The sequence below is a fragment of the Streptosporangium sp. G12 genome (assembly GCF_052983175.1).
In genome coordinates, this window is the sequence record NZ_JBRIQO010000015.1 from 206695 (window position 1) to 233021 (window position 26327).

The following is a 26327-nucleotide window of genomic DNA, read 5'->3' on the forward strand; positions in this document are numbered from 1 at the left end:
TCACCCGCGTCCACATCCGGACATGCCGCGACCCGTACGAAATGAGCGACGGCGAAGGCGGCCCGGGAGCAGCCTCGCCCGGGCGGGCCGCAGACCTGACCGTTTGAGCGGAACGTCACCGCACACTTCCTCTGTGTCGCATTGAGGTGTTTAGGTTCGGTCACCCAAAGAGGCCGGACGTGTACGTATACAGGATGACTTCATGTTAAACGTGGCTTTACAGCCTTTATTTCCTCCTTATGGAGATCTTGCGCGCTTAAGTGATCTATGGGTAATTTCTGATCGTTTGCTTGTTGCGCGCTCCGAACCGTCGACCCCGGCCCCGCTGCGGGCCTGGTGGCGGGCTGGGGTAACGCGGGAGCGGTTGGCTCTCGCGCTGACTTGTTCGGAGGGTGACGGCGTATGCGCCGCAGTCTGTCGCGACCGCGTCCAGTCGGCTGTAGAGCCTGGCAGGTGGTGGCGGTTATCGCCGCGGCGATGCCGGGTCTGCTGCTGTTTCAAGCAGTTCCTGCTTCAGCTTCGACTGTGATGCGGCCGGTCGTGCTCGTTGGTGGCCAACCGGTCACTCCTGAGCAGTTGACGGGTTCAGCGGCAAGCTTTCCATCACTGGTCGATTCGGCGGCCACGGTGACGACGGCGAAAGTGGCCGAGACTTCCCCGCCCGATGACACCGCCAAGAGCGGGAAGAGGCCTGCGGGGGCGTTGTCGGTTGACGCCAAAGATGTTGTGCCCGATAAGAAGTTCACCCGCTCCTCTCCGGGCAAGCCCGGCTCGGGGGTGTTGTTGCCGCAGGCTCGTGACAGCGCGTCGTTGATGGGCATGACGATCGCGAGCTACTACCCCGATGATCGATCCATGGTGGACACCCTCACTCCGGAGTTGCGTGCCTACGGCTACAACGGCGGCCTGGGAGGGCCGTATTACGAGTACCGGTACAAGGTCTGACGGCAACGCCACCACCTGCACGCTGTCGGAATGGCGATACTGGGTCGACGCCGGGTGGAAAGTACCGGCGGGGGTGCTGAAGTGGGGCAAGACGTACGTGTGGGAGGTGACGATCCGCGACACCACCACCCAGGAGACCGGCACCCTGTCGAATCTGAGCTTCCTGACCGCGGTGCGCCAGCCCGTGGTGAGCTCCCAGCTGGCCACCCGCGGCGCCAACGGCCAGGAGTTCCACCAGCTCGCGGGGAACTACACCACCACCTTCACCGACGCCTCCATTGCTACCGCGGGCCCGCCGTTGTCGGTGGTGCGCTCCTACAACAGTCTTGATGCGCGTACCGACGGGATGTTCGGGGCCGGCTGGTCGACCCGGTTCGACATGAAGATCCAGCCCGAGGCAGGCACCCCGCAGTCGCTGCTGGTGACCTACCCTGACGGCCGCAGGCTGCGCTTCGCGCACAAACTCACCGCCGGGGGGATCACCTCCTTTCAGCCTCCGCCGGGCGTCAACGCCACGCTGGCCACCGTCTCCGGCGGCGGCTGGCGGCTGAAGGATTCCGCGTCGACCTCCTACATCTTTGACGCTCAGGGGCGTTTGAGCACGCTGACCGACAGCCGGGGCCGCGCGCAGAGCCTGGTTTATGACGCGGGGGGCAAGCTGGCTACGGTCACCGCCCCCGGCGGGCGTTCCCTGGCCTTCACCTGGAGCGGGGATCGCGTCACGGCCGTGTCCACCGCCCCGGTCGATGGCCAGCCGCTACGGTGGACCTACACCTACGACGCGCAGCGCTTGAGCCAGGTCTGTGCTCCGGTGGCGGCGCCCAACTGCACCGCCGACGGCTACACCACCGGGTCGCGCTATCGGGGGGTTGTGCTCGATGACCGCCCGCTGGGGTACTGGCGGATGGGCGAGGCCCGCACCTTCAGCCATCCCGAAGTAGGTACCTACACCTGTTTTCCCGACGAGAGCGGCCAAAACGGCTGCAATCCCCTGCCTTCGGGGGTACAGACCGGCAAGCCCGGCGCGCTGAGCGGGACCACGAACGCCTCTGCCAACTTTCAAGGCAGCGGCACCAACTCGGGCATCGAGCACTGGGGAGTGTTTCCCAAGCTGGGCAAGAGCATGTCGGTGGAGTCGTGGTTCAAGACCACCGACTCGGGCTTCATCTTCTGGGCCGGCAACAGCTGGAACCCTGCCTTGCTGTGGCATGGGGTTCCCGGCCTGTATGTGGGCACTGACGGCAAACTGCGCGGGCAACTGCAATCGACGATGGACAGCACCCCTGCCCCCGTCACCTCAGCGCAGGTGGTCAACGACGGTCAATGGCACCACGCGGTGATCACCGCCGGTGCCGGGGTGACGAAGCTGTATGTCGACGGCGCCCCCGCCGGCTCGATCAACATGGGGGTGGAGTCGATGAGCTGGATGGGCAGCACCGTCATCGGCAGCGGCGCCGCCACCTCATCACTGCCCGGCTCCCCGCCGGGCCGCTCTGATCCCACGGAATTCGGCTTCAAGGGAACCATCGACGAGGTCGCCGTCTACGACCAGGTGCTCAGCCCCGCCCAGGTCAGCGCCCACTACGCCGCCCGAGCCGAAGCACCGTTCAAGCTGAGTACGATCACGCTGCCCTCGGGGCGCCAGTGGATGACCACCACCTACGACCCGGCCAACGACCGGGTCGCCACCCATGTTGACCAGCACGGCGGCACCTGGAAACTCGGCGATCCCATCTACTCCTTCGACTCCGTCAACCTCACCGAGCTGATGACGGTCTCGGTGACCGACCCCAACAACAACACCCTCAAATACGTTCACGACGCCTGGCGCGACCACCGCCCGGTCAGCCGAACGGACCAGCTGCAGAAGGTCACCAAGCTCGTCTACGACACCGGCGGCTTCACCACAAAGATCACCGACCCCAACGGCGTCATCACCGAGCAACTCAACGACGAACACGGCAACCCCATCCAGGTCAAAACCTGCCGGGCAGCGGGAAGCTGTCAGAACACCTACCGGGAGTTCTACCGCAACACCAGCGATGAGTTCGACCCGCGCAATGACCAGGTAACCGTCAGCCGCGACGCCCGCTCCGCCCACTCCTTCGACGCCACCTACGCCACCAAGTGGGAGTACACCCCTCAAGGGGAGGTGGCCAAGAAGACCACCCCCGCCACCCCGGACTTCCCGACCGGTCGCTCGACCAGTACCACCTATACCGACGGCACCGAGCCCGCGATCGGTGGTGGTCTCACCCCGGCGGGGTTGATGGAGTCGGTGAAGGACGCCAGGGACAAGGAGATCACCTACCGCTACAGCGCCGCCGGAGACCTGGCCGAGCAGACCAGCCCATCAGGACTGGTCGTGAAGTTCGGCTATGACGCGCTGGGCCGGGTGACCTCGCGTACCGAGGTGTCGGCGGCCCACCCTGCCGGGGGGTGACCTCGACGTTCACCTACGGCGGGGCCGGGCGGTTGCTGACGCAGACCGCGCCGGGGGTGAAGAACGAGGTCACCAACGTCACCCACACCGCCAAGGCCACCTACACCTACAACGCCGACGGCGACCCGCTCACCGAAACGGTGGCCGATCTGACCGGCGGCGATGCGGCGCGGACGACCAGCTACACCTATGACGCCCAGGGCCGGGTGGAGACGGTCACCGACCCCGAGGGCGGGATGACGCGCTCCACGTGGGACAACACGGGGGCGCGGGTGTCGTTGACCGATCAGCTGGGCACCGTCTTCACCTACGGCTATACCAAGCGCGGTGAGCTGGCCTCGACGACGATCAAGAACTGGACCGGTAGCCCGCTGGCCCCGAAACCGGCCCAGGACGTGGTGCTGGAAGCGCGCTCTTACGACGACGGGGGACGGTTGGGCGGGCGAGCCGATGCGATGGGCCGTAAAACCCGCTACACCTACTTCGCCGACAACCGCCTGTCGGAGGTCATCGGCGATGATGTGCGGCTTAATGAGTCGACGACTGCGACGGATGTGGTGTTGCAGGCCAACACCTACGACGCGGCCGGCAACATCACCAAGGAGACCTTCACCGGTGCGGGCAGTGCCCGCACCGAGTCCACCACCTACACCTACAACGCATTGGGCCTGGTGGACCGGCAAACCGTGGAGAACGGCGCCGATGACCTGGTCACCACCCGCACCTACGACGACCGGGGCTTGCTGACCGCGACGACCGACCCGCGCGGTAACGCCTCCGGTGCCACGGCGGCGGACTTCACCACCACGATGCGCTATGACCTGGCCGGGCGACTGGTGGAGGCCAAGGCGCCGCAGGTGACGATCGAGAAGAACGCGACAGCGTCCGCCGGGCGGCCCGCGGTGCGCTACGGCTACAACAGCGCCGGCCTGGCCACCCACGCCGTCGACGGGGAGGGCCGCACCCTCACTTCCGCCTTCGACAAGGCCGGCCGGCTGACCTCGACCACGTCGCCCTCCTACACCCCGCCGGGCGGGGCCGCGCTGATCCCGAAGATCAGCTATGAGTATGACGCGGCCGGTCAGCTGACCAGCGTCACCGACGAGCGCACCTACGTCACCTCCACCACCTACGACGCGTTGGGCCGTGCGGTCAAGGTGACCGACCCGGGCCCGTCGGGGCCCGGCGGCGCCTGGACGGCGGAATACGACCTGCGGGGCGAGCAGCTGGCCGCGGTCGATCCCACCGGCGCCCGCACGGAGGCGACCTATGACGATCTGGGCCGTCAGATCACCGCGACGCAGATCGAACGCACACCCACCACCGCGGCGTACACCACCAAGCTGACCTACGACACCGCCGACAACCTCACCAAGACCGTCGCCCCTGGCCCTGGCTCCACTACCAAGACCACCAATTACGTGGTCAACGCCGCCGGGCAGCCCACCTCGATCACCGACCCGCTGACACACGCCTCCACCTTCAGCTACGACATCCTGGGCCGCACGGTGAGGGTCACCGACCCGCTGAAAAATGCCACCGAGGCCGAATACGACCTGGCCGGCCGTCAGATCGCCGCCAAAGACCTCACCAAAATCAACACGGTCGACACGGTGGTGCGCACCTTCGGGTTCGGCTACGACCTGGCCGGTAACGCGACCAGCACCACCTCCGGTGAGGGGCGCATCACCCGCCGCACCTTCGATGCCGCCCACCGGATGACCTCCCTGGTCGAGCCGGTCGCGGCCGGCACCTCGATCACCTCGACGTTCGGCTACGACGCCACCGGAGCGCGCACCCGCACCACCGACGGGCGCGGCAACGCCACCTGGACCACCTACAACAGTCTCGGCCTGGTCGAATCCGTCATCGAACCCGCCACCAGCGCCCACCCGAACGCGGCCGATCGGACCTGGACCAGCCTTTACGACGCCGCCGGCAACACCACCGCGACCCTGCAGCCGGGCGGGGTGCGCATCGACCGCACCTTCGACCACCTGGGCCGGCTCACCACACAGACCGGCAGCGGCGCCTCGGTTGCCACGCCTGAGCGCAACTTCACCTACGACAGCGCTGACCGGGTCACCGCGGTCGGCGACTACAGCCTGGAGTACAACGACCGTAGCCTGCTGACCAAGGTGTCCAAGGCCACCAACCAGGTCGCCACCTACGCCTACGACGCCTCGGGCAACCCCACCCAGCGCGTCGACCCGACCGGCACCGCGGCCTACACCTGGGATGTCGCCGACCGGCTCAAAACCGCCACCGACCCGGTGACCGGGCGCACCTGGACCTACGGCTACGACGACGCCGACCGGCTCACCAGCAAAACCTCCGCCAGCCCGGTCAACACGCAGACCTACGGCTATGACGCTCTTAACCGGCCTGCCTCCCAGACGGTGAAGAACAGCTCCGGTGTCGAACTGGCGAAAATCGTCTACGGGTGGGACAAGGACGACAACCTCACCAGCAAGACCACTACCGGCACCGCCGGCGCCGGAGCCAATACCTACGGCTACGACCATGCCGGGCGGCTGACCTCCTGGACCGCGCCCGGCGGCGCGACCACCGCCTACACCTGGGACGACTCAGGTAACCGCACCGGCGCCGGCAGCGACACCTTCGTCTACGACCAGCGCAACCGGCTGATCTCCGGCGCCGGAACCGACTACACCTACACCCCCCGCGGCACCACCGCCACCGAAACCAAAGCCGGCACCACCCGCGCCCTGGCCTTCGACGCCTTCGACCGGCTCATCTCCGACGGCGAAGCCAGCTACGGATATGACGCGCTGGGCCGGGTGACCTCCCGTACCAAGGGCGCCGATCAGCGGCGGTTCGTCTACTCAGGGCTGAGCAACGACATCGCCACCATCGCCGACGGCGCCAACACCACCCTGGCTCGCTATGGCCGCGCCCCCTCCGGCGGCCTGCTCAGCCTCCAAGAGGGCGCCGGGCCGGCGCTGGCCACCATGAGCGACCAGCACGGCGACCTGGTCGCCACCTTCTCCGCCACCGCGCCGGTTGACTCGGTCGCCTACGACCCCTTCGGCAAGCCCACCCACCACGCCGGCACCCAACGCACTCTCGGCTACCAGGGTGAATACACCGACCCTGACACCGGCAAGGTCAACATGCACGCCCGCTGGTACCAGCCCGGCACCGGCGCTTTTGTCTCCCGCGACACCCCCACCCTGCACCCTGATCCCTCCATCAAGGCCAACCGCTACACCTACGCCAATGCCAGCCCCCTGGTCTATGACGACCCCAGCGGCCAAGACCCGCCAGACATCCACTGCGACGACGACTGGGACGCCCAAGACGCCGCTAACGCCGCGAAATCGCTGGCTCGTGTACCTGGCCCTGTCGGCACAGCAACTGGCTGCTGGGAAAGCGGCGGATCAGGCAACTCGGGCGGCTCGGGCGGAAACAACGGAAAAAACAACGGGAAGAACGGCGGGAAACCCGACTCTCCAAATTCTGGAAAAAACAAACCCCCGAACAACAACAATGGGAACAACAACCCGCCGCCAAACCCTCCCCAGCCCCCGAACAACGATAAGGACAAAAATCAGAAAGGCACTAAGCCGCCCCCAAAGAGGGCCCCCGAACCGAAGCCGCAGCTGCCTAAGAAGGACATATACGAAAAGCTCGGCTTTCCGAAAGACCGTGGCCCCACAACCATCGTTATCAATACGGTCGACAGCGGCGGTGGAGGAGGAGGCGGAACCGACTGGAACAACCCTCCAGACTCCGGGCCAGGCCGCAACACCGAACCGGTCGACTACACCCCACCGATCTCCACCACTCCCCCGCCTCCCGTAGAACCCCCGCTACCCCCCAGCATTCCCGACGGAGATTTTTGGGACTGGCTTGACGGGCTTATCTCTGGGATTAACGATGCGACAACCCTCTATGACCCCTGCTGGGACCATCCACCATGTAATCGTCCTCATTTCGGGGATACGGGCACCGAAGCATTCCAAGACGGCTATGGAGACGGCCAAGAATTCATAACCAAAGAACCATGCTCCGGCCTTGAAGGGATGGCCTTCGACGTTTGCTGGTTCACAAATCAATTAGCGTCTGGAGCCGTAAAAGGCGGAGGGCCGCGTGTTCCCCGAGTTGGAAAGGCAGGAAAGGGTCTGCCCTCTAACCCCTGTAAGGGGGGCAGCAGTTTCATAGCAGGCACCCTCGTCATGATGGCCGACGGCACTCAAAAGCCAATTGAAGACGTCGAGGTCGGCGAATACGTGCTTGCCACCGACCCCGAGACCGGGCGCACTGAGGCCAGGGCCGTCACCATCCTAATTTCAAGCGAAGGCACCAAGGACCTCGTCAAGCTCACTGTGGACATCGACCGCGGCCGAGGTGACGCCACCGCCGCGATCACCGCGACAGACAAGCACCCCTTCTGGGTTCCCTCTCTGCGCGAATGGATTGACGCTGGCGAACTTCAGCCTGGCATGTGGTTGCAAACCTCAGCGGGTACGCATGTTCAGATCGCCGCGATCAAGAAGTGGACCACCGCACGGCACGTACACAACCTGACCGTCGACGACATTCACACCTACTACGTGGTCGCAGGCGACCAAGCTATTCTCGTACATAACACAAGAGGTGGCGATCCCGATGACGACATGGCAAGGGTCGGACGTTGGATGTCGCCAGCGGAATATGAGGCCATGATGAAAACTGGAATGGTACAGTCTGGCGCTGGCGACAGATCTTATGTTGTTCACCCCCCGAGCAAGGATGCGTATAAACCCACCTGGCCAGGCTCTGTATACGTAGAGTTCGACGTGCCACGCTCGACTCTTGTCCCAGGCGGTAGACCAGGTGACTACAAGATGGCCGGACCTAATTCGTTCGATGCACGGGTCGCCGCAAGGAAAGGCCTACCGATTCCTAATCTTCCTCCAGCTAAGAACATCACTCTCGGTGGTTCGCCATGCTGAGAGGGATAGAATTGCTAGATTCCGTAAAGGCTTGGGCTTCCGAGAAAGGCGAGATTCTCCGCAGCAACGCAATCGACCTTGAGATTAATGAATCGCCCGAAAATCGGGATCCACAATCGATTCAACTGATCTTCGATGCCGCAAAGAAACTAAGTGAGATTATCGTCTGGACTGACGGTAATGCCGAGCTCAGCTTTGCCGATATCGATTCGGGGCAAATTACCCCCGAGTATCGGAATATTCAATCCACACAAGATCTAGAGGCTGCACTAAATGTTACTATGGGATGGGTTAGAGGCGCTTCGTAGATAGTAAATTCAGAATTAAATTATCTCATAGTCATTAGCTGATGCCCGCCGTTCATGTCGGCGGGGTATCGACCCCTGCGTCAGCAGCAGTTCCTCGACCTCTTCCAGGACAAGGAGAAGGTCACGATCCTGGTCGGCCACGAGCACGCGTCGGGTGGCCGTCAGGGGAGCCCTGGGTGCCCTCAGCGGCCGCGACAATCGCGGCGGGTTCGGTCTCGGTCCGGGCGGTTGTGAGGGTTTTGCGGACGACGCCAATGGAGACCTTCACCTCGGCGGCGATGGTAGCCAGGCGGCGGGAGTGAGGGCGGACGCGATGGTGACGACCTCGCCCTCGGTGCCGAAGAACGCGTTGACCTCGCCGATCTCGGCACCGGTGAGCGGCAGACCGGCGGGCACCATGATCGCGTTAGCGAGGACGATCGTGATGGCGAAGCCGAGGGCGGCGATGCCGGTGATTCGAGAGAAGTCCATGACTGACTCCGTATTCACGTTTGACGTGGTAGGGACGAGCGCATGCCCTGAATTGCCACATGTCGGGACAACGGGCTGTGGTGCTGGCAGCCGCCGCGCGCTGATCAGGCGGTGCCCGCCGCGCAGACCAGGACGAAACCGATCAGCAGCAGCCAGGAGCGCACGCCCTGGAAGAACTCCCAACGGCGACGGGTCCGTTCCCATCCGGCGGGCGGGTTCGCCGGATCCCAGCGTCCGGTGGCGATGTTGATCGGGACGTTGACGGCGACGGTGAACCCCACCGCGACGGCGAACGCGACCACCGCGGACCAGGCGAGCCACCCGGGCCCGCTGCCCTCGATCGCGACGGCCACCGCGAGCACCACGCACAGCGTCATCCCGACCGGCATGACCCGCCCGAACGTCTTGAGCAGGCCCTTCTCGACGGCGATGCGTTCGGTGCCGGGCAAGTTGCGCAACACCGGATGGACGAAGGCATAGGAGCCGAACTCGGAACAGGCGACGAAACCGGTGACGGCCAGCGTGACGAAGACGAGCAGGTTCACGGCGACTCCGCGGGTAGTGGCCCGGGCGACGACGCGGTCCGCACAGCGGTCAACGCCGTCTCGATCAGCGCATCGGGCTCGGGCCATGGCATGTCGGGTTTGGTGATGCGCAGGTCGATGGCGCCGTGCAGGGAAGCCCACAACTCTGTGGCCAGCACGAACGCCGCACCGCGGCGGGCGGGCGACAGGCACGCGCTGACCGCGTCGACCAGCACCTTGTAGGAGGCCGCGCCGGGATGCGCAGCGCCGGGTTCGAGCCCCAGCCCGGCCGGGCCCGCGTTCATGGCGCTGAACAGCACCCGGTAATGCCCCGGCTGCTCCAAGCCGCTCCGGACGTACGCCCTGGCGATCGCCTCGAGCCGCGCGACGGGGTCGCCGGCGGCGGACACGGCGGCGCTTTCGAGCTGCTCGGTGAACTCGGCGAACCGCTCGGCGATGACAACACGCAGCAACGCCTCCTTGTCCGGAAAGTGCCGGTAGACCGAAGGTGCGGTGACGCCTGCGGCGGCGGCGACGGCCCGCATGGTGAGCGCGTCGGCGTCGCCGAGTTGCGCCAGCAGGTCGGCGGCCACCCGGACGACCACTTCACGCAGCTCGTGCCCGGTGCCACGGCGCCTGCGGTGCGTTGCGGTCATGGGGTGATGGTCTCGCCGTCCAGTAGCACGCGGACCAGAACCCGGCCGCTCGCGATAGCCGCGTGTACGTCTGCGGTGTCCGGGGTGCCGTCCGCGCCGACCCGGACCTGCGCCCAGCGCCCGTACGCGCGGTGGTCACGCACGAGTGCGGTGAGCGCCTCGGCCACAACAGCGGGCTCGCGCACCGCCTCGGCCACCGCCGCGACCCGGCGGCCCCGCAGCCGCAGCTCCACCGGCACCCCACCGTCGAAGTTGCGCCACCACCCCCCCTTCGTGGTGATCAGCAGCTCGCGGTCACGCTGGAGGTAGTTGACGGGGGTGACGTAGCGGACGCCGCTGCGGCGCCCGGTGAAGCTCAGCAGGAGACTCCTCCGGCTCATCACCGGGTGCAGCGGCGAGGACAGGATCGCGGCCGGGATCCAGTTGCGCAGCGATGGGGTGGCCATCAGACGACACCGCCGGGGCGCGGCACACCCAGCCGCCGCCCCATCTCGTCGGCCAGCGCTTGCAACGCCGCGAGCGGCCGGACGAACACCGTGAGATCCGAGATCCGCTCGTCCCGGTCCTGGCGGGCGACGAGTAGCCCGTCGGCCCGGCCGGGGTGGCCCGCGACCTGGGCGCTGAACATCAGAACCGAGGTGTCGCCGACGCCGCCGATGGTCGCCGACACCTCGATGTCGTGCAGCACCCCGTCGAGCACAGCCCCGATGACGTGAGAGGCGGCACCGACCCCCTCGATCGGCTCGTCGTGCACCGCGACCCGCAGAGTGACGTCCTCGGCCAGCACCACGGACACGGCAGTGGCGTCCTCCGCGGCGAGCGCCCGTCCCAGCTGATCCAGCACTGCTCCCCCTCCAAGTAGGTTAACGATCGTTATAGTAACGCACGTTAGCATACTTCTGCAGCGCGGGCCCGTGGCCGAGTCGGCCATGGCCCGCAACCAGGGCAAGTGCCTGCCGTCACCGAATCATCATCAAGATCGCGTTCCTAGCGCCAAAACCCGGTCCGCTCCTCCCCGGAGGCCTTTCTCCCCGTTGTGAAGCGCAGGGGACTGTGCCATCCTCCTGCCTTTGCGACGTAGATTCATTTCCTCGTTTCGGGCCGCGTGGTCGTCGGGGTGGCCCGTAAGGCGGTCGGCGATTGCGGCGGTCAAGGCCGCGGGGCGAGCGCAGCGAGGCTCCGTGGCCTTGAGGGCCGCGGAGCCGACCGCCATACTTCGGGCCGCGACGACCACCGTCCTGCTCCCGGGGAAGCCGGCCGACAGCCTTCGTCGGGCCCAGCGCAGCGCCCCGCCCACAACGGGCAGGCTCCAGACCGGTTACCTCATCCGATCCGGCCCTCCCAACATCCTGACTGACCTGGGACGACGCGAAATCAAGGGGGGCGCGCCGCGCGCCCCCCTGCGCGCCCCCCTTGGGCCGCGACGACCGTGCCCTGACGGGCGCGCCCGCGGCAGGCTCCGAACGCTCCGTCCCGCCGCGCTCGCGCTTACCTGCCGAACCCCTGGCTGGGGCCCTTGGGGGTGGGTGGCCGGTGAGAAGGTGTCCGGCTGGCGGCCCGGGCAGCGGCCTGGCGCTGTTGTGCTTCGGTGCGTTCGCGGGCTTGTGCGGTTCGGGTGCGGACCCGCTGGGCTGCGGCCGGGGTGCGGCGGCCCGGGTCATCGCCTGGGAGACCTCCTGCAGCTGCTCTTGGAGCCGGGTGCGCTGGCTGCTGGGCAACAGGGCGCGTAGCCCGCTGTTCTTCTCGGCCAGCGCCGCCTGCAGCTGGGCCACGCGCTGCTGGGCGCGCTGGTAGGCCTCCTGGGCGTCGTGGCGCCGGTCGCCGGCGACCTGCGCTTGGTCCAGGGCGAGGGCCAGCCGGTCGCGCTCGCCCGTGAGTTCGGTTTTCACCTGGGCGCGGATGGCGGCGATCTGGTCGGCCTCCTCGCGCTCGTGGCGTCGTTGCTGGGCGACCTGCTCGGCCAGGGTCGTCGCTTCGGCGGCGGTCGCGGTGATGCGGGCGTGCAGGGCGTCGTCGCTGAGCAGGCCGTGCGGGCGATCGGGGCGGGTGACCTCCTCCAGCGCCACGCGGGCCCGCGCCACGAACTGGGCGGCCTCGGCCTTGATAGCGACCAGTTCGCGGGCCTTCGCCACGACCTGGGTGGTCTCGGCTTCGATGGTGGCCAGTTCGCGGGCCCGTACGGCGGCGATCGGTTCGGGCTCGGGGGTGAGGAGGGTGTCGGCGCGGTCGCCCTGCAGGGTGGCGGCGTAGGCGTCCAGGGCGCGGTGCAGTTCCTCGGCCGGGTTGCGCGGTTCGCCGTGGCGGGCGCGATCGGCGTCGGACTCCAGGACGGTGCGCGGCAGGTACAGGTGCGGGGCGGAACACGGCTTCGGGTGTGGGTGATCGGTACGGCCACCGCAGTCGTCGTCTATTACGCGATCATGACGCCCCTCTACGCGTGGAGCGCTGGCGGACTGGAGGACTACGCATCGGCTGTCGGCCTGTCCATCACCCTAGGGCTGGCGACGATGTCCACGAGCGTCCTCACGGTGATCAAGTTGAGAGGCCCGCGAAGAGACATTTCGTGAGCCCCGGTCCGTGACTACCTAGAGCGCCCGCGCTCGGGGGTGGAGCCGCTCTGGCAGGGTGGGGGGCCGTGAGTAGCGACGAGCAGCATCGGGTTCCGGCCTCGCGCCGCCGTGGCGGCCTGGCCGCCACCCGCGGTGGCCACCAAGAAAGTGAGCGGTCGTTTTTCTGCCGGATCTGCCAGCGCGCCGAGCGCGGGGTATGGGTGCCGGCGGGCTGGTATCTGCTGGAGCGCGCGCCAGGCGGCAAGGGCCGCCACATCCGCCTCGGCTTGTACTGCAGCGTCGCCTGCCTGGTGCGCGCCGGGGAGATGCTGGAGGCCGGCCGGGGCGGCCGAGCACGCCGCCCGGATGGACCTGCCCACCGAAGAAGACCGGCGCCGCGAACGCGCCCGCGTCGTCGAGGTCGCCCAGACGTTGCTCTCGGGCGGGCTGACGATCCGCCAGGCCGCCGAGAGCTTGAATGTGGAGACCTTCACGCTGAAGACGTGGCTGAAGGAAGCGGGCATCCAGATCAGCCCGGCCGCGCTGGTGGCGAGCTCGTCGGGGTCGTCAGGCGGGGTGGGTTCGGGGGAGCGTCATCCGGTGAGCGTGTTGAACGAGCTGACCCAGCAGGGCCGCATCGAGACGGTCGCCTGGACGGTGGAATCGACCGGCCCCTCGCACGCCCCGGCCTTCACCGCGGCCGCCGCCACCCGCCTGCTCGCCACGGACACGCCCGTGCGCGGCCAGGGGAGCGGGGCCAGCAAGGGGGCCGCGCGGGCGGCGGCCGCAGCCGCGCTGCTGACCGGCCTCGACACGGCGTGACGGTGTCGGCTGCGGGCGGGGCTCCAGTGTTCTCGCCGATCACCTTCCCGGCCAGTCAGCTGCCTGACTGGTTCAGGGCGGTGCACGACGTGCTCCCGTTCCGGCCCGCGCGCGACCTGCTGCGTGCCGGGCTGGTGTCGGGCGGCCAGGGGGTGAACTGGCCCGACCTGGTGGTGCTGCTGGCCTGGTGCCTGGTCGGGCTCGCGGTCAGCGTTCGCGCACTGGTCCGCCGTTCATGAGGTGCCCGGTGAGAGGTCGGCGAACCGTCTGCGCGCGGTCCGGTCGACGGGCCGGGCGGGCCGCGCGCCCGGCAACGCGGCGGCCGAGGCGTTCAACGGCACCCTCGAGGTCGAGCTCGATCCAGGACTCGAGGCGGTCGACCAGCGCGAAGCCGCCCCGGCAGGTCAGGACCCTGTTCTGGCGGGACCGAACGTGCCAGGACCGAGCTGCTCCGCACCCTCTGCCGGTCGATCGGGCTCGTCAGCCCAAATACTTCTCCCAGGGGCCCGTGATGGCCAGGGTGAGGCCGGGGTCCTGCATGTTGACAAAGAGCACCTTGCCGTCGGCGGTGAAGGTCGGGCCGCAGAACTCCGAGTCGTTGAGCTGGTTGCGAGCGATCGCGTACGTCGGGCCGCCCGGGATCGAGCTGAGCACGTGGGAGGCGCCCGAGCCGTCCTCAGCGAGCACGAGGCTTCCCCACGGGGTGACGGTGACGTTGTCCGGGCCGTCGAAGGTGAGGTCGCTGTACTTGGTCGGCGTGCCTTCCTCCGACGCGGTCTGGTGCGGGAAGTACGTCACCAGCTGGATGGTCTGGGCCCGGTAGTTGTAGAACCAGACCATGCCGTCGTGCGGGGCCGCGTCCGCCGGGAGGTCACCCTCGTCCCACGCGTAGGAGTTGACCACGTACACACCCTCGTCGGTGCCCCACACGCCCTCGAACTTGCGTCCGCGGGTAACCTGGCCGTCGGCGAACTGCTCGCGCACGGTCTTGGTCCGCGCGTCGCGCTCGGGCACCTCGATCCACCGTACGGGGAAGGGGCGGCCCAGCTGGGCGGAGGTCAGGTAGGCGACGTCCGGCAGCACCGAGCCGTCATCCATGATGATCTGCATCGCAGCGAGAACGCCGGCGTCCGGAGCGAGGCGGGTGAGCACCCCGGGGCCGAGCTTGACGCCGCGGGGCGCGGTCCAGCGGTAGAAGAGGCCGTTGGGCCCGTCGGCGTCCTCGGAGAGGTAGATCTTGGTGCGGTCCTTGTCGATCGCCAGGGCCTCGTGGGCGTAGCGGCCCAGGCACTTGATCGGCCTCGGGTCCGCCTTGCCGTCGGCCGAGACCTCGAAGACGTAACCGTGGTCCTTCTGGAAGATGCCGGACTTGCCGTTCTCCTTCCAGGAATCCCCGGCCCGCTCCTCGGCCTCCTCGCAGGTCAGCCACGTCCCCCACGGGGTGGGCCCGCCCGCGCAGTTGGCGATGGTGCCGGAGAGGGCGACGAACTCGCCGTGGTTGCGGCCCGCGCGGTCAGTCCTGATTACGGTGCAGCCACCGGCGTCGACGGCGCCGGGGTCGTAGACAGTGCCCTTGACGTGCGGTACGCCGAACTCGGCGCCCGGGTCGATCTCGTGGTTCTGGATCAGGGTGTAACGGTCGCGGCCGGCGTCGTAGACGGCCATGCCGTCGTGGTCGGACGGGGTCGTTCCCTGGCCGCCGTCGAGCCGAGTGACGCCGGTCTTGGTGACCACGGAGTATTTGAAGCCCTTGGGCAGGGCCAGGATGCCGTCGGGGTCGTCCACGAGCGGCGGGAAGGGCGGGTGGCCGCTCCCGGCTGGCGGGCGGAGCCGGTCCGGGTGGGACTGGGCCAGGGACGGGAGGCTACCGGCGACGGCAAGACCTACACCGACGGCACCGCCGGTGAGGAGGGTACGACGAGAAGGAGACACCTGGGCTAACTCCTGTTCAAAACAACCATGACGACTTATCAACCAACTCCTGCGGACCGACGTGAACACTTCATCCATGTGATGGAACGGCGACATCGAGGCAAAGAATTAGGGCTGATCATGCCCCTGTCCAGGTGTTCGGGGCGTTTGGGTGGATAACGCACGCGCGGCCGAGGGCTTCCCCGGCGGTTCCGGCCGGAGGCCGCCGGACGGGGCGGGTGACGCCGTGCCCCGGCCCCAGGAGTCGGTTCACGACGAAGCGGCCTGATGACACCGGTGGTGAAGCGGACACGGCCGATGCCGCGTACACCCGTTCGTCCGCGGGCGGGGTGAGCGCTCGCGCGCGGTCATCCGGCCGTTGAGGTGCGCGGTCGGCGCGGTCGGCCATGGTTAAGCGGCGGCCGCCGGACGAGGGGCTCGGGTGGCGGCCGCGTCGCGCTGCATGGGGTGTCGGTAAGAATCGTGTCACCAGGCCCAAACGAGCACGTTCGCCCAGCTCAGCCGGGCTGAGTTCATAGAATAGAACATGCCTTCTGTAGGTCGGCGCCCTTCACTGACGAGGCACTGAGCAGGCATAACGCCAACGCATGTACCTGGTTGCACCAGTCTTACCGACACCCCGGATCGTCAATCTGGACGTATGGGCCTGGCACGTGATCGACCATGTCCGGCAGGAGGCAACGCGCAATCCCGATGAACGGCTTGAGGCGTTGGTCACTGAGCTCACGAAACGGGTTCCCGATCGCCTGCGCGGCGACCGAGACCGGATCATCTCGGCTTCGCGGTCCCGCTGCGGCTTCGCTTCGGCGACGCCGAGCTTCGGCTGCTGACCACGCTGACCCACTTCGGGACCGCGGTCGACGTCACCGTCGCCGAGCTGCGGATGGAGGCCTTCCTTCCGGCCGACGCGGCGACCGCTTCCGCCCTCGCCGAACTCGGGCGGGCCACACCCGGCGGCGCCTCCCGCGAGGGACACCAAGATCCCCACGACGCGTTGCCGGAACAATCGGTTTGACTCTCCAGCGGCTGGAGGGTTGATGCTGGTGCTGTGGTGAACGACCGCGACGACCTGCTCACTATCGGACAGCTCGCTGACCGCACGGGCCTGCCGGTGCGTACGATCCGCTTCTGGTCTGACATCGGTGTCATCCCGCCGACGTGCCGGTCGGCCGGTGGCTACCGTCTGTACGACGCGGAGGCCGCCGTCCGGCTCGACCTGGTGCGAACGCTACGCGAACTGGGACTGGACCTCGACACCGTCCAGAAGATCCTGACGAGGCAGTGCACAGTGGCCGAGGTCGCGCGGGCCCACGTGGGGGCGCTGGACACCCAGATCCGCTCTCTCCAGCTGCGCCGGGCGGTGCTGCGGTCGATCACCCGTCAGGAAAGCACGACCGAGGAGATGATGCTCATGCACAAGTTGGCCCGCCTGTCCGCCCAGGAGCGGCAGCGAATGATCGACGAGTTCGTCGACCGCATGGTCGACGGCATAGACCCGCAGGCACCGGGAGCGCACATCGCGACCCGAATGCGCCAACTCCCGGCAGAGCTGCCGGGCGACCCCACCCCGGAACAGGCGGAGGCCTGGCTGGAGCTCGCCGTACTCGTGAGTGACACCGGCTTCCAGGAACGCGTACGTCAGATGGCGGTGGCCGGCGCCGCGCCCGGGAACGAGTCCGGGCCACAGCCCTTCGACTCCAGCCTGGTCTTCGAGCACGCCGGAAGAGCCGTGGCCGCCGGCATCGACCCCGGGTCGGCCAAGGGCAGGGCGATCCTGGACCAGCTGGTGGATCCGGCGCTGCCCGCCGGAGACCGTGGCCGGGTGGCCGACGAGGTGGAGATGTTCACCGATCGCCGGGTGGAGCGGTACTGGCAGCTCCTGGGTGTGCTCAACGGCAGTGCGCCGTTCCCGCCCGGTGTCCCCGCCTTCGAATGGTTCATCGCCGCGTTGCGCGCATCCCTGAGCTGACCCCGGTGTTGCCCTTTTCCAGAGGGAGCCGAAGGCCTCACGGCTGGCGTTCGACAGCGGGCGAGCCCGGCCGAGCGTGGTGGCTCGACCGGGCTCGCCGGGTGGGGACGGATCAAGCGAGGTCGAACCGGTCGAGCTCCATGACCTTGGTCCAGGCCGCGACGAAGTCGGTCACGAACCTGTCGGAGGCGTCCTTGCTGGCGTAGACCTCCGCGAGGGCTCGGAGCTGGGAGTTGGAGCCGAAGACGAGGTCGACCGCGGTGGCGGTCCACTTCACCTCATCGGTGCTCACGTCGCGGATCTCGTACACGTGCTCCTCGGACTCCGATGCCTTCCACCGGGTGCCCGGGGAGAGCAGGTTGGCGAAGAGGCCCTCGGGAGTAATGGAACGATCAGTGGCGTCAGCGCGTGCAGGAAACTACACACTCGTTTGCGCCTGGCCGCGGCTATGGGAGCGGCGCAGCTCAGCGGCGCTCGAAGGGATTGGCTCCCCAAGGATCGCGGTGCGGCTCGCCGCGCTCGCGCAGCTCCATCTGGTAGGCCCGCCAGATGTCGGCCTCCGTCAGTGGCACCGGGGCGCGGTGGCGCAGCGCTCCGGACCGGGCCCGTTCGCGGTACCTGCGGTTGAAGGCGGCATACGACAGGCCCGGCTCAGCCAGGCGTCGGCGCAGTTCAGCGCGCCGGTCGCCGATGATGGCGGCCTGGTCCAGGTCGTCCACCGCGCGGGTACGGGCCAGCTCGTCGATGTCGTAGGCGATCCGGCGCAGCACCGCAGCCACTCGGGCCAGGTCCACCGCGACGTGGTAGGCGTCCTCATCATCGGCCGGGCGCAGATTCACCACCGGGGGAAGTCCGTTGCCGGCGAGCCGGTCGACCCATTCGGCGCACTCCAGCACCCACCGCACCTCATCGACCAGGCGCTCGGCGATGCTGTCGCGGCCGTCCAGCTCCTCATCATCGCTACCAGCGGGATCCTCCGGGGCCGGCCACCCGGCCTGACGCAACTGTGCCAGCGCCGCCTCCAGCTCCGGCAGCGGCGCGGCCGCTGTGGCGATCTGCTGGATGCGCGAGGGCGAACGCCCAGCCTCGGTCGCCACCGCCCGCACCGGCAATCCCTCGGCCCGGGCCGAGGCGATGGCCCACTCGTGCTCGATCTCGGCCTGGCGTAACCGCCACGCTGCCCGGCGCACCCGGCGCCGCAGCCGTCGCTCCCGCCGTACCTTCGCCCGTAGCTCGTCTCGATCCACGCTAAGGATCATGTCACCGGCCGCCATGCGGTGTGCAGGAAACTGCACACGCTGGCGCCACTGATCGTTCCATTACTCCCCGAGGGCCAACGACCAGTCCGCCGCGGGCGCGTTCCGGTGGCGGCCGAGAAGATGTCGGCCACGCCGTCGGAGTTGAAGTCCGGCGTGGCCGATCCACTCATCGCGGCTTAGCGCGGGTTATTTGCGTGGGTGAGGGTCTCCCAGGCCAGGAAGCGCGAGGCACCGACCGGGCGCTTCTGCATCACCCACTTCTCGGCATGGGGCATGTCGTATCCGAGACGCTGGTGCAGCGCGTTGTAGCCGACTTCGAGGTTCGGCCCGAGGCCGGGGGTGACCTTTCCGCCGCACAGCCACGATGGCACCGTCGCGCCCAGTTGCAGGCGAGCGTGGAAGTTCATCGCGTATCGCAGCCGGTGCTTGGCCGTGGCGTACAGGTCCACGCCTTGGTGGCGGGCCGTCTCTGCGACGTGGGAGATGGCCGCGATGCCCCAGCCGGTGTGCCCGAAGTCGCGGCAGGTTTCCTGGGCCAGGCCGTTCACGAACGTGGTCTGCCCGTGCCAGTAGTCGATGATCTCGGCTTTGGTGTCGTGCTTGCTGTTCGGCGGCGCCTTGGGGTATGAGCCATCCGTCTTGAGGTAGATATAGGCGGGCAGCCTGCCGCGCCAGGTCGTGATCGCTCGGTCGAATGAGGCACGGTCGTCCAGGTGCACGGCGATGCCGATGGCGGCATCGGTCATGATCAGTTCCCAGTTGCCTTGGTTGTTGGGCTTTCCGGCGATCACGGTCGGGAGGTACACGGTGCGCAGCTTGTCGGCGAACCGGCCGGCCTGGGTCCAGCCGGTGTAGGTGTGCTTGATGAGTTCGGCGGCGCGGGAGAAGTTGGCGCCCGCAAAGCCAATCTGTAGCGGCGCGTTGCTCCCGGTGTGTTCGGTGATCACGGCTGACCAGGCGTCCATGATCTGGATCGCCTTCTTGGCGTAACGGGAGTCCTTGGTGAGGTACCACCGCAGGGCGTGTGTGTAGGCCGCATTGGCGTCCTCACGCTCGTCCGAGCAGCCGTGGTCGGGGTTCCCATACATACCGCACTCCACGACGGCGCGGGGCTTGGCCGTGTAGGACAGCGAGGCGTACGAACTCTTTTGCAGGGCGTTCCAGGCAGACTTCCACGGTTCGTTGCCGAGGTTGGCTCTGACGAAGTCGAGCTGAGCTCGGCTGACCAGGACGCCGGGATGCTTGAACGCGGCTGCCTGCGCGGGCTGCGGGGCGGATAAGGCGGCGGCCACGAGCATGGTGGCGGCGAGAGGGCGAGCGAGACGCACGGGTTCCCTTCCAGACGCGGACGTCTATTCCGCCAGCCGCCGACTCAGCTGTCAACATTTTCGCGCCGTGGACATCGGCCGCTATACCGCCGCATTCCGTACCCACGGTTGGACACCCCGCCGGGCAATCGTGGAGGCCTAACGTGGGGTGCGGCCGGAATACGGCAGAAAGGGGCCGCGCCCATCTGCAACCGCAGGTCGAATGGCACAGTCGAGGCAGGGGTTTCGGTGACCGCCCGCCGCACGTCGGATGGGGCCGGAATGCCGGGCGAACAGTGGTTGGCGCGTTTACCTGCGGTGATGCGGTTCCGGAGACCGGGCAGAGCCATGCTTCTGTCTGGTCAGGGGTCGGCGCGGTACGTTTCTGCCGTATTCCGGCCGCAACCCATGCACACCAGCGACGCCGAACGCGTCCGCGAGGTGGTCGACATCCTGCTCCTCTGGATCGCCGCCTGCCCCGACCTGGTCATCGGCGACCCGGTCGAACTCCGCACCCGCGGCGGCAACGGCTCCCGCATCGTCATCGAGGTCATCCCTGCCCCCGGCCCGCAGCGCCTGCGCACCGAACGCGTCGACGAGCAGCCCCGCCCCGTCGGCCGGTGACGTCCCCGCGGCGGGCCTGGGCAGAGTGTGAGGCACAGCGCCGAGTGGCCACCAAGTTCGCGTTTCCGGTGAGGATTTCTGCATTCGGGCCTCTCGAATGCCTACTCCGGTAGAGGTACAGGCACCTGCGTCGAGCGGACGACGACTGGGCGGAAGCGATCCCCGAGGATGGCCACTACAGATGTCGACACCAAGGCGGAGGTTATGGACGCGGTCGGCACCGCCGGGGGTCCGGCGAGCGAGCGGTTCGCCTTCTGGCGCGAGGTGAGCTCGACGCGGTGGGTGCCGCTCGATGCCCGCTGTGAACCGCACCTGGAGAGCGCCTTCCGGGCTGAGGCCGGTTTCAGTGAGTTCGGCCTCGTGCAGGTGGTCGTGCTGACCACAACGCCGCTGTCGATTCACCGCACGCCCAAGCTGATCCGCCAATCCGATCCTGAGACGTTCTTGGTGACCTGCACCGCACGCGGTCGCGTGTGGGGAGAGCAGTACGGCCGGCACGCGGATCTACATGTCGGTGATCTGTCCATACGTGACAGCTCACATCCGTACCTGACCCAGATGGCGCCGAGCGGGCGAGCGGCTCAGACGGTGTGCCTGCAGTTTCCCCGGTCGTCACTGCCGTTATCGCAGCGGGACCTGCGGAGCCTGGCCGGGGTCCGTATTCCTGGCGACCGGGGCATCGGCGCGCTGTCCTCGCACTTCCTGTTGCAGATGGCCCGGCACATGCACGAGTTCAGCCCGGCCGACGTTGCCCGGCTGTCCACATTGACACTTGACGTGCTGACCTCGGCGCTGGCCGGCGCGCTGGACGCCCACAGCGCAGTGCCGCCGCACACCAGGCAGCGCGCACTGATGGCCGAAATCCACGCCTTCATCCTGCGGAACCTCGGTGATACGCACCTGACCCCGGACGCGATCGCTGCGGCCCACCACATATCCCTGCGCTACCTGCACAAACTGTTCCATCAGGAAGGGCACACCGTCGTCGGCTGGATCCGGCGGCGCCGTCTGCTGCAGTGCCGAAGTGACCTGGCCGACCCCCGGCTGGCTGCCCGCCCGATCAGCGCGATCGCGGCCCGGTGGGGGTTCACCAGCCCTGCGCATTTCAGCCAGGCATTCCGCAGCGCGTACGGTCTGTCGCCGCGCCAGTTCCGCCAGCAGTGCGCGATCGTGCGCACAGGCTAAAGACGTGTGCGCTCACGCGTAACGACAGGCCTCGGCCGCGGCGTGCATCATCTCGGTTGAAGGATGAGCCTCAGCCTCCGCTGAGGCCGACCACACGATCGGAAGAACCGCTTGTCGAGGCGGTTTCCTCCGTCGAAGGGAGAACGATGTTTCGATCTCGCTTAGCCGCGATGGTGCTGGCCGTGCCCTTGCTTCTGCTGGGTAGCGCGCCGGCCGTGTCAGCAGAGTCGGCGTCCCGTTCTGCCGGCTGGACCTGCAGTGGTGAGGTTTGCCTGAGGCATGTTGAGCAGGGCGTTGCCGCGCTGTTCGACAACTGCAGCCTCGATACCTGCATCGAGGTGTTCGGCAGTGCCGTTCGCTGGTCCGCAACCGCTTATGGCGAAGGCGGTTGGTACGGTCACGTCGATCTCTGGGGACCCGGGCACCCCAGGCATAGCGGCCCAAATGGCCGCAACCCGACGGTGACCGGTACTGGCAAGGGGGTAGGCAGTGTGTGCGCCCAGGGCTGGGAATCCCTGGGCGGAGGCCGCTACGCGTCGAAGGGCCTTCCCTGCGTCTGGGTTGACTGAACGTCTCACGCGGGGGCGTCCGGGACCGACGAACCGGCCCCGGACGCCTCCCCCACGCATCCACCACCAAGCTCCCCACACAGCCGCTTCACATACCGCGAGATCATCGATTTCGGTCGTGCTCAGTTCTCCTGTGGCGGCCGTCTCACACGGAGCGGGCACGGGCCTTGAGCGACAACGGAACGGCCAGTGGCGTTAGCGAGTGGACTCGGGCGGAGTTGCCGCCATCCACCGTTCCGATGCGGGTCAGCGGAGTTTGCGGCGTGCGGCGGGGTCGGTGTCGGCGGTGACCTGGGCGGAGATCTGTTCACCGAGGTGGACGTAACGGCCGAGGCTGGCGAGGTGCTGATGGCGGGATTTGGCTTGGAGCTCGGGAGCGGTGCGGCCGTCGGCGGCCAGATGCTGGAGTGCGCTGTGTCGTAGTTGGTGGAGCGTCCAGCCGTTCTTGTGCGGATCGAGGGCGGCGGTCGCCGTCTTGAAGAGGTGCTCGGCGCGCGGGTAGGACAGCCGGCCGTGTCCGGTCTCGGGGCAGATGTCGGCGGCTGCCGGGGTGCGTGGCCCGGAGGTAGGGGCGCGTCGGTCGGCGAGGAAGACCGGGCCGCGGGTGCGGCCGCGCAGCAGCCGGGGCAGGAGACGGGCGATGCCGGTGGCCCAGTGGACGTACTCGATCGCGCCGCCCTTGGAACGGACGCGGCCGCGCCGGAACTCCAGGTCCAGGTCCTCGATGTTGAGGGACAGGAGTTCTTCGGTGCGGGCGGCGGTCTCATACAGCATCCGCCACAGCACTCGCTCGCGCAGACGGTGCCGGTCGTCGGTGAACAGATTGTCCAGGCGGCGAGCGGGATTGGTGGTGAGGATCTCCTGGCGTCCGGCCCAGGTCGTGAAGGAGGTGAGCGCGGACAGGTGCCGGTTCCAAGTCGCGGCCGCGGCGTCGGCTCACCGCTCCATCACTGCGGCGTAGTCGTCGGGCGCGAGCGCGCCGGCGGGTCGATCCCCGGTGGCTATGTCGGTGACAATGAGAGCCAAGTGTCGGTCTCTTCGAGAGCCGTGCTACGTCCCTCGGGCCGGACATCTGTCGGTGAGTTCGAGAGCCACTCCGATCTTCCTCATTGCCAAGTATGGCCGTCGCTCGCCCCACCTCCAGGTAGTCGTCCCTCGCTCCGTTCGAGCCGCTCCACCTGGGGCTCCCGGTAGTAATGAGCAAAATCCAATGAACTCGCCTTTGACCTGCGGTGACGTGGTGTCGCACCGAGGTGGGGTGCCACCGGGATATGGCACAAGTGGCGAAAAGTACATATATGCGGGCCGGTGGGAGCAGATGTGGTGTCTGGCGCGAGAGGGGACGAGGTGGCGGGATGATCCTAATCTTCGGGAGGGCAGGGCGCCCACTGCCCAAACGGTGCGAGACAGCTAAGAACGGAACGCCGCGATGAAACTGCAGGAGTTCAAGACCCCAGGCACGTACAAGGTCACCGTGGCGCCAGGGTCGAGTGTGCTCGTGGAGGCCTGGGGTGGAGGCGGCGGAGGCGGCGGAGGGTGCATCCCTGTGGCCTTCGGCGGCGCGGGCGGCGGCGGCGGTTCGGGCGCATATGTGCGCGCCGTCGTGATCGCCTCGCCCGCCGACGGCACCCTCACGATCACCGTCGGGGCAGGCGGCGCAGCCGGGGCCTCAGCTCCGCCCCCCTCGCACGCCGCCGGACAGGATGGGCAGCCCGGCACCAACGGCGGGGACACCACCGTCAGCACTGGTGGTGCAATCGTTGTGACCGCGCGCGGCGGAGGTGGCGGAAAACCCGGGAGAGGTGGAGGCTCCAACGGATCGAACGGCACCAGCGGCGAGGGCGGCGCCGGCGGCGCCGGCATTTTCCCGGCCGACAGCGGGCTGACCCGCAACGGTGCCAACGGGGCGAATGGATACAACGACATCCACCACGTTCCCAAGGGGGGAGCGGGGGGAAGCAGCTATATCGCCAGCGGCCCACTGCCCTCCACTCCCCCCACCGGTGGCTCCGGCGGCAATCCCATCCAGGCCTCCGACACCGTCGTGATCACCACAGCCGGCAACCCCGGCTGCGCCGTCCTCACCCTGCTCGACAGCCCCACCGCCGCCGGTGCCGGAGTCCCCTCCTACACCGGCCAGCAGCTCATCCCCCTGGCCGGGCAAGTGTCGGGCCACACCATCAACAGTCAAAACAGCTACGTCACCGTCGCCTGCGCCGGCGGCACTATGACCCTCCAGGTCGTCCTCCGCCAGACCAACCAGCCCGGTAAGACCTTCCATCTGGTCTACACACTGGACGGCGGGGACTTTTTCTGGACGGGGGTCAACCTGACCACAGATGCCAACGGCAATGGCACCGCCGCCCTCACCGTCCCCGGCCTCACCCCTGGAACCCACCGCCTGACCCTGTGGATCAACAACACCCCTCAACCCGGAAACACCTACTACGTCAACTCCGGCTACCAGGACAAACCGATCACCTTCACCTGCTGACCATGCCACCTACTGCGGTGGCATGACGTCCTCGGACCCCACTCGTATCCGTGCGATGAGCCCCAAGTAGAGCGTTGCGCAGGCCTGGAGGCCTCGTAGTTCCGGCCATGAATCCAACGAATCAGTTTGAACCGCCTGGCCTGCCGTGAAGACATGGCAGGCCAAAGGCGGCTTCATTGGATTTCCGCGATTGCTACCGGGCCGCTTCACCTGGACCTGGGCTTTGTCGACGGCGGGGTCGACAGCTATGAAGGAAAGCCGGGGACTGCCATCGAGCCGGCCGGGCTGTCGAGGTGGCTCCCGAACTCACCGACACGGCTCTACGGACGGGCCGATCAAGAGAGCCAGTCAGCAACATTCGGCTCTGCTTCTCACCGACATAGCCACCCCGGCGAGTGCGGTGAGCCGGGCGAGGGTTTCGGCGTAGCTGGCCCGGGTCGTGGCGGTCTGGACGGAGTCGAGGTAGCGGTCGACGGCGGCCGCGACGCTTTCGCCGCCGTCGCCTCCCACGCCACGTCGCTCCAGGAGGCGTTCTCGGCGATGTCGACGGCCGCGCGGAAGGCCGCGGCACCGTGCTCACCGGGCCGGTCTCCCCACAGGTGAACCGGCCCCTCAGGCTCTAGGCCACCCCCTAGGTCTAGAGGGGTCAACCTCTAGACCTAGGGGGCCGTTGGATCTACCTAGGGCGGCTTGTCACGGTGATTAGAGGCGGCCGAAGAGCGGCAGGTTCGTCGCGTCGACACCGGACATGATGAGGATGATCACCAGGATCGCGATCGGCCTTCGGGGAGGATCGGACCGGATTTTGGCGCTACGTCAGAAGGGCTTGCATTCGGTACCTAGCTACGTCGAGGTGCTGGACGCGCTGAGCGAGCGCGCCGACGCGGCGGCGCGGCGGCGCCCGCGTGAGGCGGTCGGGTGGGCCGCCGGGGAGCCCGGCGGCCCGCCTGCCGGCCTGCTGAGCCGTCGGCCGCTTCATAAGCCAGGGATTGGATGTACGTGATAAGGGGCCGTTATCGCGTACATCGCCGACGTCATGATGCCGTTGACCAGCGGCGGCGTGAAGACGGCAGCCACGCGACTCAGGCACGTTACCCGGTACATGCTCAGACAAGCCCGGCCGGACATGGTGGCGATAGCCTGCGGGGATGAGATGGCGCGGTGCGTTTCTGGCGCACTCCGGCCATCCCTCACGATGGGCCGTCAGCGGACATCCGGATCGGCTAGGGGGTCCGGTAGGAACGGAACGGCCAACCCGGGTTGGTGTCACATCCGTTGACAAGATCACCGCGAGCTGTTGTGTCACTAGGCA

Annotated in this window: 25 protein-coding genes and 1 pseudogene; 15 read left to right on the top strand and 11 right to left on the bottom strand. The window is 67.6% G+C overall.

Annotated elements, in window-relative coordinates; all coding sequences use genetic code 11:
• The first annotated feature begins 456 nt into the window (after positions 1–456).
• The 4 genes from ACVCAG_RS23685 (at position 457) to ACVCAG_RS23700 (ending at position 8654) form a co-directional block, all read left to right on the top strand.
• Complete coding sequence (locus tag ACVCAG_RS23685) at positions 457–945, top strand: hypothetical protein (protein WP_440085872.1); 489 nt, start codon at positions 457–459, stop codon at positions 943–945.
• A 73-nt stretch (positions 946–1018) separates the two neighbouring features.
• The gene (locus ACVCAG_RS23690) at positions 1019–3388 is read left to right on the top strand and encodes a LamG-like jellyroll fold domain-containing protein (protein ID WP_440085871.1); all 2370 of its coding nucleotides are present in this window, start codon (positions 1019–1021) and stop codon (positions 3386–3388) included.
• A complete protein-coding gene (locus ACVCAG_RS23695; protein ID WP_440085870.1) occupies positions 3385–8346 on the top strand; it encodes a TreTu family toxin in 4962 nt (1653 codons plus the stop codon). The genes ACVCAG_RS23690 and ACVCAG_RS23695 overlap by 4 nt, the downstream gene beginning before the upstream one ends.
• The gene (locus tag ACVCAG_RS23700) at positions 8340–8654 is read left to right on the top strand and encodes an immunity protein TriTu family protein (protein WP_440085869.1); all 315 of its coding nucleotides are present in this window, start codon (positions 8340–8342) and stop codon (positions 8652–8654) included. The genes ACVCAG_RS23695 and ACVCAG_RS23700 overlap by 7 nt, the downstream gene beginning before the upstream one ends.
• 264 nt (positions 8655–8918) lie before the next feature.
• Here ACVCAG_RS23700 and ACVCAG_RS23705 read toward each other — a convergent pair whose 3' ends face one another.
• The 5 genes from ACVCAG_RS23705 to ACVCAG_RS23725 all read right to left on the bottom strand — a co-directional run bounded on the left by ACVCAG_RS23705 (position 8919) and on the right by ACVCAG_RS23725 (position 11149).
• On the bottom strand, positions 8919–9125 hold the full coding sequence (locus tag ACVCAG_RS23705) for a hypothetical protein (RefSeq protein ID WP_440085868.1): 207 nt from the start codon (positions 9123–9125) through the stop codon (positions 8919–8921).
• A 104-nt stretch (positions 9126–9229) separates the two neighbouring features.
• Positions 9230–9670 (bottom strand): DUF1772 domain-containing protein, encoded by a 441-nt coding sequence (locus ACVCAG_RS23710; protein ID WP_279784616.1) that lies wholly within the window; start codon positions 9668–9670, stop codon positions 9230–9232.
• Positions 9667–10305: a TetR family transcriptional regulator gene (locus ACVCAG_RS23715; protein ID WP_440085867.1), complete on the bottom strand. Its 639-nt coding sequence runs from the start codon at positions 10303–10305 to the stop codon at positions 9667–9669. Before ACVCAG_RS23715 ends, ACVCAG_RS23710 begins: the two co-directional genes overlap by 4 nt.
• Entirely contained in the window at positions 10302–10751 is a 450-nt protein-coding gene (locus tag ACVCAG_RS23720) for a nitroreductase/quinone reductase family protein (protein WP_440085866.1), read from the bottom strand. The genes ACVCAG_RS23715 and ACVCAG_RS23720 overlap by 4 nt, the downstream gene beginning before the upstream one ends.
• Positions 10751–11149: a hypothetical protein gene (locus ACVCAG_RS23725; RefSeq protein ID WP_440085865.1), complete on the bottom strand. Its 399-nt coding sequence runs from the start codon at positions 11147–11149 to the stop codon at positions 10751–10753. The genes ACVCAG_RS23720 and ACVCAG_RS23725 overlap by 1 nt, the downstream gene beginning before the upstream one ends.
• Before the next feature lie 689 nt (positions 11150–11838).
• On the opposite strand from ACVCAG_RS23725, the gene ACVCAG_RS23730 reads away from it, so the two are divergent.
• The 4 genes from ACVCAG_RS23730 (at position 11839) to ACVCAG_RS23745 (ending at position 13915) form a co-directional block, all read left to right on the top strand.
• Positions 11839–12099: a hypothetical protein gene (locus ACVCAG_RS23730; protein WP_440085864.1), complete on the top strand. Its 261-nt coding sequence runs from the start codon at positions 11839–11841 to the stop codon at positions 12097–12099.
• Between the two features lie 14 nt (positions 12100–12113).
• Positions 12114–12872 carry a hypothetical protein gene (locus ACVCAG_RS23735; protein WP_447190295.1) on the top strand — a complete coding sequence of 253 codons (759 nt, stop codon included), beginning with the start codon at positions 12114–12116 and terminating at the stop codon, positions 12870–12872.
• 348 nt (positions 12873–13220) lie between these two features.
• Positions 13221–13676, top strand: a complete 456-nt coding sequence (locus tag ACVCAG_RS23740; RefSeq protein WP_447190296.1) for a putative dsRNA-binding protein — start codon at positions 13221–13223, stop codon at positions 13674–13676.
• Positions 13677–13702: 26 nt separating this feature from the next.
• Positions 13703–13915, top strand: a complete 213-nt coding sequence (locus ACVCAG_RS23745; RefSeq protein ID WP_441116144.1) for a hypothetical protein — start codon at positions 13703–13705, stop codon at positions 13913–13915.
• Between the two features lie 241 nt (positions 13916–14156).
• On the opposite strand, the gene ACVCAG_RS23750 is transcribed toward ACVCAG_RS23745, so the two are convergent.
• On the bottom strand, positions 14157–15461 hold the full coding sequence (locus ACVCAG_RS23750; protein ID WP_447190297.1) for an alkaline phosphatase PhoX: 1305 nt from the start codon (positions 15459–15461) through the stop codon (positions 14157–14159).
• Positions 15462–15479: 18 nt separating this feature from the next.
• Here ACVCAG_RS23750 and ACVCAG_RS23755 point away from each other — a divergent pair, with 18 nt between their 5' ends.
• The 3 genes from ACVCAG_RS23755 (at position 15480) to ACVCAG_RS23765 (ending at position 17577) form a co-directional block, all read left to right on the top strand.
• A complete protein-coding gene (locus ACVCAG_RS23755; RefSeq protein WP_447190298.1) occupies positions 15480–15617 on the top strand; it encodes a hypothetical protein in 138 nt (45 codons plus the stop codon).
• Positions 15618–16195: 578 nt separating this feature from the next.
• Positions 16196–16438: a hypothetical protein gene (locus ACVCAG_RS23760; RefSeq protein WP_447190299.1), complete on the top strand. Its 243-nt coding sequence runs from the start codon at positions 16196–16198 to the stop codon at positions 16436–16438.
• Between the two features lie 218 nt (positions 16439–16656).
• On the top strand, positions 16657–17577 hold the full coding sequence (locus tag ACVCAG_RS23765) for a helix-turn-helix domain-containing protein (protein WP_447190300.1): 921 nt from the start codon (positions 16657–16659) through the stop codon (positions 17575–17577).
• Between the two features lie 112 nt (positions 17578–17689).
• On the opposite strand, the pseudogene ACVCAG_RS23770 reads toward ACVCAG_RS23765, so the two are convergent.
• The 3 genes and pseudogenes from ACVCAG_RS23770 to ACVCAG_RS23780 form a co-directional block, all read right to left on the bottom strand.
• Positions 17690–17947: pseudogene (locus ACVCAG_RS23770) on the bottom strand (catalase/peroxidase HPI); the annotation flags it as partial.
• Positions 17948–18041: 94 nt separating this feature from the next.
• The gene (locus tag ACVCAG_RS23775; RefSeq protein WP_447190301.1) at positions 18042–18824 is read right to left on the bottom strand and encodes a hypothetical protein; all 783 of its coding nucleotides are present in this window, start codon (positions 18822–18824) and stop codon (positions 18042–18044) included.
• A 188-nt stretch (positions 18825–19012) separates the two neighbouring features.
• Positions 19013–20134, bottom strand: a complete 1122-nt coding sequence (locus ACVCAG_RS23780; protein WP_447190302.1) for an alginate lyase family protein — start codon at positions 20132–20134, stop codon at positions 19013–19015.
• Positions 20135–20551: 417 nt separating this feature from the next.
• On the opposite strand from ACVCAG_RS23780, the gene ACVCAG_RS23785 reads away from it, so the two are divergent.
• The 3 genes from ACVCAG_RS23785 (at position 20552) to ACVCAG_RS23795 (ending at position 22521) form a co-directional block, all read left to right on the top strand.
• Positions 20552–20767 carry a hypothetical protein gene (locus ACVCAG_RS23785; protein ID WP_447190303.1) on the top strand — a complete coding sequence of 72 codons (216 nt, stop codon included), beginning with the start codon at positions 20552–20554 and terminating at the stop codon, positions 20765–20767.
• A gap of 204 nt (positions 20768–20971) precedes the next feature.
• Positions 20972–21952, top strand: a complete 981-nt coding sequence (locus ACVCAG_RS23790; RefSeq protein ID WP_447190304.1) for a helix-turn-helix domain-containing protein — start codon at positions 20972–20974, stop codon at positions 21950–21952.
• A 170-nt stretch (positions 21953–22122) separates the two neighbouring features.
• Positions 22123–22521, top strand: a complete 399-nt coding sequence (locus ACVCAG_RS23795) for a hypothetical protein (RefSeq protein ID WP_447190305.1) — start codon at positions 22123–22125, stop codon at positions 22519–22521.
• 246 nt (positions 22522–22767) lie between these two features.
• Here ACVCAG_RS23795 and ACVCAG_RS23800 read toward each other — a convergent pair whose 3' ends face one another.
• Positions 22768–23424 carry a tyrosine-type recombinase/integrase gene (locus ACVCAG_RS23800; RefSeq protein ID WP_447190316.1) on the bottom strand — a complete coding sequence of 219 codons (657 nt, stop codon included), beginning with the start codon at positions 23422–23424 and terminating at the stop codon, positions 22768–22770.
• Positions 23425–23950: 526 nt separating this feature from the next.
• Between ACVCAG_RS23800 and ACVCAG_RS23805 the strand changes: the two genes are divergently transcribed.
• A complete protein-coding gene (locus ACVCAG_RS23805; protein ID WP_440085861.1) occupies positions 23951–25015 on the top strand; it encodes a glycine-rich domain-containing protein in 1065 nt (354 codons plus the stop codon).
• Between the two features lie 348 nt (positions 25016–25363).
• Here the strand turns inward: ACVCAG_RS23805 and ACVCAG_RS23810 are convergent, their stop codons facing one another.
• Positions 25364–25525 carry a hypothetical protein gene (locus ACVCAG_RS23810; protein WP_440085860.1) on the bottom strand — a complete coding sequence of 54 codons (162 nt, stop codon included), beginning with the start codon at positions 25523–25525 and terminating at the stop codon, positions 25364–25366.
• Positions 25526–26327 lie beyond the last annotated feature (802 nt).

Excerpts from the sequence above, each read along its gene's own strand:
- ACVCAG_RS23700 (WP_440085869.1), top strand. The coding sequence starts at position 8,340 with ATGCTGAGAGGGATAGAATTGCTAGATTCCGTAAAGGCTTGGGCTTCC.
- ACVCAG_RS23705 (WP_440085868.1), bottom strand. The coding sequence starts at position 9,125 with ATGGACTTCTCTCGAATCACCGGCATCGCCGCCCTCGGCTTCGCCATC.
- ACVCAG_RS23715 (WP_440085867.1), bottom strand. The coding sequence starts at position 10,305 with ATGACCGCAACGCACCGCAGGCGCCGTGGCACCGGGCACGAGCTGCGT.
- ACVCAG_RS23720 (WP_440085866.1), bottom strand. The coding sequence starts at position 10,751 with ATGGCCACCCCATCGCTGCGCAACTGGATCCCGGCCGCGATCCTGTCC.
- ACVCAG_RS23740 (WP_447190296.1), top strand. The coding sequence starts at position 13,221 with ATGGACCTGCCCACCGAAGAAGACCGGCGCCGCGAACGCGCCCGCGTC.
- ACVCAG_RS23760 (WP_447190299.1), top strand. The coding sequence starts at position 16,196 with ATGTACCTGGTTGCACCAGTCTTACCGACACCCCGGATCGTCAATCTG.
- ACVCAG_RS23780 (WP_447190302.1), bottom strand. The coding sequence starts at position 20,134 with ATGCTCGTGGCCGCCGCCTTATCCGCCCCGCAGCCCGCGCAGGCAGCC.
- ACVCAG_RS23785 (WP_447190303.1), top strand. The coding sequence starts at position 20,552 with ATGCACACCAGCGACGCCGAACGCGTCCGCGAGGTGGTCGACATCCTG.
- ACVCAG_RS23790 (WP_447190304.1), top strand. The coding sequence starts at position 20,972 with ATGGACGCGGTCGGCACCGCCGGGGGTCCGGCGAGCGAGCGGTTCGCC.
- ACVCAG_RS23795 (WP_447190305.1), top strand. The coding sequence starts at position 22,123 with ATGGTGCTGGCCGTGCCCTTGCTTCTGCTGGGTAGCGCGCCGGCCGTG.
- ACVCAG_RS23805 (WP_440085861.1), top strand. The coding sequence starts at position 23,951 with ATGAAACTGCAGGAGTTCAAGACCCCAGGCACGTACAAGGTCACCGTG.